Genomic DNA, 3,513 nt, shown 5'->3' with positions numbered 1-3,513 from the left:
GGAAGTGGGGAAGTGGGGAAATGGGGAAATGGGGAAGCTGTCTCATCACCCTATCACCCCAAAACCCTATCACCCCATCTTCTGACTCCTGCCGACCGCCTCCTGATAACTGGTGACAGAGGGAAAAAGAGAAGGGAAAACAGACCCTTCTCCGTCGTATCTAGACAAAAATTGTTCTAGTTGGCAATATAGACCGGTTGTGCTTGCAGAGATTCGACTAAACCGCGCACAGCTGCCACCATGGCCACTTCATTATCCAATTGATTGATCGCCGAACCAACACCGATACCGGCCGCTCCAGCAGCGATCGCCATGGGCGCAGTAACAATGGATAAACCAGAAGCGCAGAGGACGGGAACCTTAACCGCATGGGAAATAGCGTGGGCTGCTGCTAAAGTCGGGGCAGCTTTTTCAATCAGTCCCAAAATACCGGCGTGACGGGGTTGACTGCTAGTGCCGCCTTCGGTTTGAATGATATCGGCACCTTGACTAACTAGAGCTTCCGCTAGTCTCACCTGTTCATCAAGGGGCAGCAGATGGGGAACTGTCACAGACAGGGTAATTTCGGGCAGTAAGTCGCGAGTTTGACGGGTTAGGGCTAAAACTTCCGCCGCCTCAAAAATGCGTCCTTGAGCATAAAAACTATCGAAATTACCGATCTCAATTAAATCGGCTCCCGCGTCCACTGCCATCACCAACAATTCTGGTTCAACGGCCGACACACACACGGGCAAATTTGTCAGTGCTTTTACCGCCCGAATTAGGTCAGCATTAGCGGCAATATCGACAAAAGTTGCTCCTCCTGCTGTAGCGGCTTTAACTACTGAGAGAACCTGCGAGCGATCGAAATTATTTAACCCACTAATCACTTTCAGGGCATGACGACGGGCGAAGGCTTGCTGTAAGGCAAAATTGATCATTAATCTACACCTATCTGGAATTCTCAAAAAACATTTTCCCACCTTCTCGCTGATCAGAGGGTGGGATTTGAGAATTCTTAGGGAAATTTTCTTTAATTTAGGTGTTGATTCTCTTGGTTTTTGCGCTTGAGGTTTTGCAATTGTTGCAGCAGTACCTCGATTTCCGCTTCTAGATGCAGGTATTTAACCTGTTGGTCAGCTTGGTAGGTGGTGCGAATCTGTTTCATGGCGGAGGCTTCCTTAGTTAGTACAGTTGTCATAGCGGTATCTATAGAGTGCTAATTATGTTCAATTGTTTCAATTTGTGTATATTACCTTAACAATGTCTTAAAGAAAACCTTTTTATGGTAGTTTCTCAACTGGCACAGGATCAAAGAGGGGAAAAATTCTTGCAACCAAGGGGATCGGAGTGCGATATACTCAGTCGCGAACGATATTGGCAAGCATGACCATGGTAGCGGTAGCAATTTTAGCAGCGGGTAAGGGAACCCGAATGAAGTCCAGCCTTCCGAAAGTTTTACATCCCCTCGGCAGTCGCTCGCTAGTGGAACGGGTGCTTAATGTCAGCGAATCCTTACATCCCCGGCGAAAACTGGTAATTATCGGTTATCAAGGGCAACAGGTGCGAAATACTCTACAGCATCTTGCGGATATCGAATTTGTTGAACAAAAGGAACAGTTAGGCACTGGCCATGCTATTCAGCAGTTAATCCCCCATTTAGAGGACTTTCAGGAGGATTTGTTGGTCTTAAATGGCGATGTTCCCCTGTTGCGTCCCGAAACCTTGCAAAATCTTCTCCAGATTCATAAAAACCATGGTAACGCTGCCACCCTCTTAACTGCTAACCTCCCAAACCCGAAAGGTTACGGTCGAGTTTTTTGTGATGGCAATAATCTCGTTAAGCAGATTGTGGAAGAAAGAGACTGTAACGATGGCCAAAGACAAAACCACCGGATTAATGGGGGTATATACTGCTTTAATTGGTCAAAATTAGCGGCGATACTGCCTAATTTAACGCCCAATAACGATCAGGGTGAATATTACCTCACGGATGTGGTCAATTTTCTCGATCCCGTCATGGCTGTGGATGTGGAGGATTGTTTAGAAATTAGCGGCATTAACGATCGCAAACAATTGGCCGCCGCCTATAATATCCTGCAAACTAGAGTCAAAGATGATTGGATGGCCGCTGGAGTCACCATAATTGACCCCGATAGTGTCACCATTGAGGATACTGTCACCCTCAGTCCCGATGTGATTATCGAACCCCAAACCCATCTGCGCGGTGAGACGATAATCGCTTCCGGTTGTCGTATAGGTCCGGGGAGTTTAATCGAAAATAGTCGCCTAGGCAGCGATGTAACGGTCTTATTTTCGGTTATTTCTGATAGTCAGGTGGATTCTGGTTGTCGCATCGGTCCCTATGCTCATTTGCGCGGAGAAGCGAAAATTGGGGCTAATTGTCGGGTCGGTAATTTTGTTGAAATTAAAAAAAGTGACATCGGCAATAAAACCAATATTGCCCATTTATCCTATCTGGGAGATGCCACTTTAGGGGAAAAAGTTAACGTTGGTGCGGGAACAATTACTGCTAATTACGATGGTGTGAAAAAACACCAAACTATGATCGGCAGTGGCACAAAAACTGGGGCAAATAGTGTTTTAGTGGCTCCTCTAGAATTAGGAAAAAATGTCACCGTGGCCGCTGGTTCAACTATCACTAGAAATGTCCCCGATAATGCTTTAGTTATTGCTCGCGAAAGTCAGCGCGTAATCGAAAATTGGTCAAATCAGTTTCAGTAGGTTATGGCAGTTATCAGTTATCAGTTATCAGTTATCAGTTATCAGTTATCAGATGTGAGTTTTAAGTTCACTAATTACTGTTTACTGATTAAGGCGTTAAATTTGCGCGATGAAGCATGAAATGCTATAAAAATCTCAGTCCTCCCTATAGAAAAGAGTAGAAACTTTATGGCACGCACCGAGTCCACAATGTTAGATTTGGGGACAAAAGCTCCCAGTTTTGCCTTACCCGATGTGGTTTCGGGTGAAACTATCTCTCTGGACAGCTTTGCGGCGAAAACCGCTCTGTTAGTCATCTTCCTCTGTGAACATTGTCCCTTTGTTAAACACATTCAAGAAGAACTTACCCGTCTAGGTCGCGATTATGCTAACACCAATCTAGGCATCCTCGCCATTAGTTCTAATGATGTGGAGAAATATCCCGATGATTCGCCCGCAAATTTGAAAAAAATGGCGATAACCCTTGACTTTAAATTCAATTTATGCTATGACGAAAGCCAAGAAGTGGCGAAAGCTTACACGGCAGCCTGTACTCCCGATTTTTTCCTCTTTGATAGTCAGCGCATTCTAGTCTATCGCGGTCAATTGGATGATAGTCGTCCTAGTAATGGTGTACCGGTGACAGGCAAAGATCTCCGGGCCGCTATTGACAAGGTTTTAGCCGGTCAACCGGTGCCGACGGAGCAAAAACCCAGTTTAGGCTGTAATATCAAATGGAAACCGGGTAATGAGCCACCCTATTATGGTTAATTAACGAAGGGTGTAGGGTGTAGGGTGTGGGGTGTGGGG

General features: G+C 45.7%; 4 protein-coding genes. 2 read left to right on the top strand and 2 right to left on the bottom strand.

Annotation, left to right across the window (positions count from 1 at the left end; translation table 11 throughout):
• Window positions 1-176: 176 nt before the first annotated feature.
• Window positions 177-920, bottom strand: a complete 744-nt coding sequence (locus tag IQ224_RS22640; protein WP_002745719.1) for a DUF561 domain-containing protein — start codon at window positions 918-920, stop codon at window positions 177-179.
• Between the two features lie 92 nt (window positions 921-1,012).
• Window positions 1,013-1,180: a hypothetical protein gene (locus IQ224_RS22635; RefSeq protein WP_190537378.1), complete on the bottom strand. Its 168-nt coding sequence runs from the start codon at window positions 1,178-1,180 to the stop codon at window positions 1,013-1,015.
• A gap of 191 nt (window positions 1,181-1,371) precedes the next feature.
• Here IQ224_RS22635 and glmU point away from each other — a divergent pair, with 191 nt between their 5' ends.
• Window positions 1,372-2,724: a bifunctional UDP-N-acetylglucosamine diphosphorylase/glucosamine-1-phosphate N-acetyltransferase GlmU gene (gene glmU / locus IQ224_RS22630; RefSeq protein ID WP_194033520.1), complete on the top strand. Its 1,353-nt coding sequence runs from the start codon at window positions 1,372-1,374 to the stop codon at window positions 2,722-2,724.
• Between the two features lie 168 nt (window positions 2,725-2,892).
• Window positions 2,893-3,474 (top strand): thioredoxin family protein, encoded by a 582-nt coding sequence (locus IQ224_RS22625; protein ID WP_194033519.1) that lies wholly within the window; start codon window positions 2,893-2,895, stop codon window positions 3,472-3,474.
• The last annotated feature ends 39 nt before the right edge of the window (window positions 3,475-3,513 follow it).

The organism is Microcystis sp. LEGE 00066 (assembly GCF_015207925.1).
In the GTDB taxonomy this organism is placed as follows: Bacteria; Cyanobacteriota; Cyanobacteriia; order Cyanobacteriales; family Microcystaceae; genus Microcystis; species Microcystis ichthyoblabe_A.
Note: the sequence above shows the minus strand (reverse complement) of the source record. Positions and strands in the feature narration are given on the sequence as shown.